2 protein-coding genes and 1 pseudogene are annotated in these 5268 nt (G+C 55.7%); all 3 read left to right on the forward strand.

The features are described 5' to 3' along the window. Positions 1–329 precede the first annotated feature (329 nt). The 3 genes and pseudogenes from purB (at position 330) to asnS (ending at position 4974) form a co-directional block, all read left to right on the forward strand. Positions 330–1675 (forward strand): annotated as a pseudogene (gene purB / locus JCM15908_RS13930) (adenylosuccinate lyase). Positions 1676–1865: 190 nt separating this feature from the next. Continuing rightward, entirely contained in the window at positions 1866–3398 is a 1533-nt protein-coding gene (locus JCM15908_RS11200; protein WP_025003394.1) for a pseudouridine synthase, read from the forward strand. 184 nt (positions 3399–3582) lie between these two features. Beyond that, positions 3583–4974: an asparagine--tRNA ligase gene (gene asnS, locus JCM15908_RS11205; RefSeq protein ID WP_025003395.1), complete on the forward strand. Its 1392-nt coding sequence runs from the start codon at positions 3583–3585 to the stop codon at positions 4972–4974. The last annotated feature ends 294 nt before the right edge of the window (positions 4975–5268 follow it).

Genomic DNA, 5268 nt, shown 5'->3' on the forward strand with positions numbered 1-5268 from the left:
GGGCCTGTCCCTACATGCTTCTTGCTCTTCGCCTGTAATGCCGGCTGAATGAACAGGAAAGCAGACTTCATGCCCTGAACTCCCCGCGCACGGCAAGCAAAAATGTGGGACAGACCGCGTGTCTGTCCGAAACGCTACAACGAGACTACGGCAGACAGACGCGAGGCGGCCCTTGCGTATTGGCAGCTCCCGGGAGCGGACAAGGCGACAGCGCAACCATCAATCTGCCAGCACCTTGTCTTTTTTCAAAATATTAAATGATTTCTTTGCGCCATTATCAATATAAATCGCTAAATTTGCACCATCGTAACACATATATATCACCATTTATGACCCTTGATGCTTTGACAGCCGTGTCGCCAGTTGATGGCCGCTACAGAGGTAAAACCGAATGTCTGGCTGCTTATTTTTCCGAGTTTGCACTTATTCGCTATCGCGTCCGCGTCGAGATAGAGTATTTCATCACTCTCTGCGAACTGCCCCTTCCGCAACTGAAAGGCTTCAATCACTCGCTGTTTGAACGCCTTCGCGACATCTACCGCAGTTTTTCGGAAGCCGATGCTGTCCGTGTGAAAGATATAGAAAAGGTAACCAACCACGACGTAAAGGCGGTAGAGTATTTCATCAAGGAAGAGTTTGACAAGATAGGGGGGCTGGACGACTTCAAGGAGTTCATACATTTCGGGCTCACCTCGCAGGATATAAACAACACGAGCGTCCCCCTCTCCGTCAAGGAGGCCCTCGACGAGGTCTTCTATCCGCAGGTAGAGGAACTCATCGCACAGCTTCGCGAACATGCCGAAGCATGGAAGGACGTGCCGATGCTGGCAAAAACCCACGGGCAACCGGCCTCGCCAACACGCTTGGGCAAGGAGATTGAAGTGTTCGTCTACCGTCTCAGCGAGCAGTTGGAGCTGCTCAGGCAGTGCAAGCTGACCGCCAAGTTCGGCGGAGCAACCGGAAACTTCAATGCGCACCACGTAGCCTATCCCGGCTACGACTGGAAATCGTTCGGCAACAAGTTCGTCAGCGAGAAGCTGGGACTGCAGCGCGAGCAGTGGACGACGCAGATAAGCAACTACGACCACCTCGGAAGCGTCTTGGATGCCGTCCGCCGCATCAACACGGTTATCATAGACCTGAACCGCGATGTCTGGATGTATATCTCCATGGAATACTTCAAGCAGAAGATAAAGGCAGGCGAAGTAGGCTCCAGTGCCATGCCCCACAAGGTCAATCCCATCGACTACGAGAACAGTGAGGGCAACCTCGGCATAGCCAATGCCCTCCTTCAGTTCCTCGCACAGAAGCTGCCCGTCAGCCGCCTGCAGCGCGACCTCACTGACTCTACCGTGCTCCGCAACATCGGAGTTCCGTTCGGGCACAGCATCATCGCCATACAGAGCACGCTCAAGGGACTCCGCAAGCTCATCCTCAACGAGGAGAAACTGGCCGAAGACCTCAACAACACGTGGGCAGTAGTGGCAGAAGCCATTCAGACCATCCTCCGCCGCGAGGCTATCCCCATCCCTACGAGGCACTGAAGGCTCTCACCCGCACCAACAAACCCATGAGCGAAGAGACCATCCACGAGTTTATCCGGACGCTGAATGTCGGAGACGACGTGAAGAAAGAACTGATGGCAATAACGCCATTGAACTATACGGGCGTATAGCCCTGCATGGGAGCGGCGACAGCAGGGGCGGCCCTGCCAGTCCGGCTTCCGGCCCAACCTTACGGGGCGCAAGGCACCGGGCCATCCGGCCGCCCTCCCCATCCAACGAATTATTTAACAAACCAAAACAAATAACACAACAGAACAAGGCCGTGAGGCCAATATTATTAATTTTTATAAGTACAGAACTATGGCAGAAGAATTAGAAAAGAACGAAGGAATGTCTGCACAGAATGAGATTGGCCGGGAAGGCTACTCAACGGCAGGACAGAGTGATTACCAGAGAGACTACCGTGCGGCAGGAAGACCACAAAGGCCGCGCATCCACTCTCAGCGTGCCTACGGCAGCGAAAGACCCGGCAACGGCAGCGAGGGCGGCTTCCGTCCCGAAGGCTTCGGGGCGGGATTGCAGAGCGGCCATGCCGGTGCGTACCGTCAGGGCGGCTACCGTCCACGTACCAACAACGGCTACAACAACGGCTATCAGAACCGTGGCGGCTATCAGCAGCGTCCGCAGCAGGGTGGTTATCGCCCCCGCTACAACAACAATAACGGCGAGGAGGGAGGCTATCAGCCGCATCAGGGCGGCTACCAAGGCCACAACGGCTATCAGCCGCGCCCGCAGCAGGGCTACCGTCCGCGCTACAACAACAACGAAGGAGAAGAGGGCGGCTATCAGCAGCGTCCGCAGCAGGGCGGCTATCGCCCGCGCTACAATGCCAACAAGGAGGGCGAGGAAGGCACGGGCTACCAGCCCCGCGGAGGCTACCAGCCCCGTCAGGGCGGCTATCAGAACCGTGGCGGCTATCAGCCTCGCGGAGGCTACCAACCCCGTCAGGGCGGCTATCAGCCTCGCGGAGGCTATCAGAATCGCGGCTATGGGCAGCAGGGCGGATACGGGCAGCAGGGCGGCTATCGCCGTCAGCACACTCCCGACTACGATCCCAACGCAAAGTATTCGCTGAAGAAGCGTATTGAATATAAGGAAGAGAACATTGACCCCAACGAGCCGATTCGTCTGAACAAGTTCCTTGCCAATGCCGGCGTATGCTCCCGGCGCGAGGCGGACGACTTTATTCAGGCAGGCGCGGTAAAGGTTAACGGAGAAGTCGTTACCGAACTGGGAACAAAGGTGCTCCGCTCCGATGCCGTCGTGTTCCGCGACAACCCCGTAAGTTTGGAGAAGAAGGTGTATGTGCTGCTCAACAAGCCCAAGGACTACGTTACGACAAGCGACGATCCGCAGCAGCGCAAGACGGTTATGGACCTCGTCGACGGCATCTGCCCGGAGCGCATCTACCCCGTCGGCCGTCTGGACCGCAACACCACGGGCGTGCTTCTGCTGACCAACGACGGCGATTTGGCAAGCAAGCTGACACATCCGAAGTTCCTTAAGAAGAAGGTTTACCATGTGTTCCTCGACAAGCCCGTTACGGCCAGCGACCTTCAGAAGATTGCCGACGGCATCGAGCTGGAAGACGGAGAAATCAAGGCAGACGCTATCGAATACGCAGACGAGAAGGATCAGAGTCAGGTAGGCATCGAGATACACAGCGGAAAGAACCGTATCGTGCGCCGAATCTTCGAGAACCTCGGCTACCGCGTGGTAAAGCTCGACCGCGTACAGTTTGCCGGACTCACCAAGAAGAATGTCCGCCGCGGCGACTGGCGTTTCCTCACCGAGCAGGAAGTAGACATGTTGCGCATGGGTGCGTTTGAATAAATGAACTAAAAGCCTCTCCAAGTTCCTCAAAAGGAGCGGATGCAAGCAGCCTTTATAATAATGTGGCGGCACATCCTTTCCTTGTCGGGGGCAGGAATTGCCGTCGGGGACATTCATTTACCCTGACAACGCAGTTTGCTTCCCTCCGCCGGAGCAGCTTGGGGAGGATTTCAATCAACCGAATATGAAAAGAACAAAGGTCGTCGATGCCCTTAGCAGCACCGATTTTGGAAAAGATATTAACGTAAAGGGATGGGTTCGCTCCCACCGCAGTAGCAAGGCCGTTGACTTCATTGCACTGAACGACGGCTCGACCATCAAGAATATTCAGGTCGTAGCAGACCCGTCGACGGTGGATGCAGAGACGCTGAAAAGCATCACCACGGGTGCCTGCATCAGCGTGGAAGGTATTCTCGTGGAGAGTCAGGGCAAGGGACAGACGTCGGAAGTCCAGTGCAAGAACATCGAAATATACGGTCTCTGCCCGGGCGACTATCCCATGCAGAAGAAAGGACAGAGCTTTGAGTACATGCGCAAGTACGGCCACCTGCGCCTGCGTACCAATACGTTTGGCGCGGTGTTCCGTATCCGCCACAACATGGCAATCGCCATACACAGGTATTTCCACGAACACGGCTTCTACTACTTCCACACTCCCCTCATCACCGGCAGCGACGCAGAGGGTGCAGGCAACATGTTTCAGGTTACGACGCTCGACCTTGACCGCGTTGCCAAGGCCGGAAAGGCTGACTACAGCGCAGACTTCTTCGGCAAGCGCACCAACCTGACCGTGTCGGGACAGCTCGAGGGCGAGCTGGGCGCAACGTCGCTCGGCGCCATCTACACTTTCGGGCCGACCTTCCGTGCCGAAAACTCAAACACTCCGCGCCACTTGGCAGAGTTCTGGATGGTGGAGCCGGAGGTCGCGTTCATAGATCAGGCAGAGCTGATGGACCTCGAGGAGGACTTCATCAAGTACTGCGTGCGCTGGGCACTCGACAATTGCAGGGACGACCTTGAGTTCCTCAACCAGATGATAGACAAGGAACTCATCGCCCGGCTCGAAGGCGTGCTGAAGGAAGACTTCGTCCGCCTGACCTACACGGAGGGCATCGAAATCCTTCAGAAGGCCATTGCCGACGGCGTGAAGTTCGAGTTCCCTATCACGGGATGGGGCATGGACCTGAGCAGCGAGCACGAACGCTATCTCGTGGAAGACCATTTCAGGCGGCCGGTTATCATGACCGACTATCCGAAGGAAATCAAGTCGTTCTACATGAAGAAGAATCCCGACGGCAGGACCATGCAGGGCACCGATGTCCTCTTCCCGCGCATCGGAGAGATTATCGGCGGCTCGGTCCGTGAGGAGAGCTACGAGAAGCTCCTCGGGGAAATCAGGAGCCGCGGCATGAAGGAGGAAATCTACGACTGGTATCTTGACACCCGCAAGTACGGAACGTGCCCTCACGGCGGCTTCGGGCTTGGCTTCGAGCGTCTGATACTCTTCGTGACAGGCATGCAGAACATCCGCGACGTGATTCCTTTCGCACGCACGCCGAAGAACGCAGAGTTCTGAACAACACGGAATACAGCGACAAAGGCGGCCGGGACACCATGTCCCGGCCGCCTTCTTTTTTCTCTCCCCCTATTTTCACCACGCAATTACCTGCTTACAACAGCCGTATCTTGCAGCATCCTACTTCGCACGATAACAACGATAATCAAACATAGCCCCATAAAAACATATTTTGAAAACAATATTTGTGCCGCTATTGGGAGTCAACCTCACGACATTCAGATTGTGGTTCTGCTCTCATTCAGGTAAAAAAGAAATCTTCCCAGATTATGTTTCTATAGTATGGGAAGACGG

The organism is Prevotella dentasini JCM 15908 (genome assembly GCF_000614065.1).
GTDB classification, from domain to species: domain Bacteria; phylum Bacteroidota; class Bacteroidia; order Bacteroidales; family Bacteroidaceae; genus Prevotella; species Prevotella dentasini.

What these genes read in the sequence shown, in the direction of transcription:
- JCM15908_RS11200 (WP_025003394.1), top strand. Translation starts at nt 1,866, where the DNA reads ATGGCAGAAGAATTAGAAAAGAACGAAGGAATGTCTGCACAGAATGAG.
- asnS (WP_025003395.1), top strand. Translation starts at nt 3,583, where the DNA reads ATGAAAAGAACAAAGGTCGTCGATGCCCTTAGCAGCACCGATTTTGGA.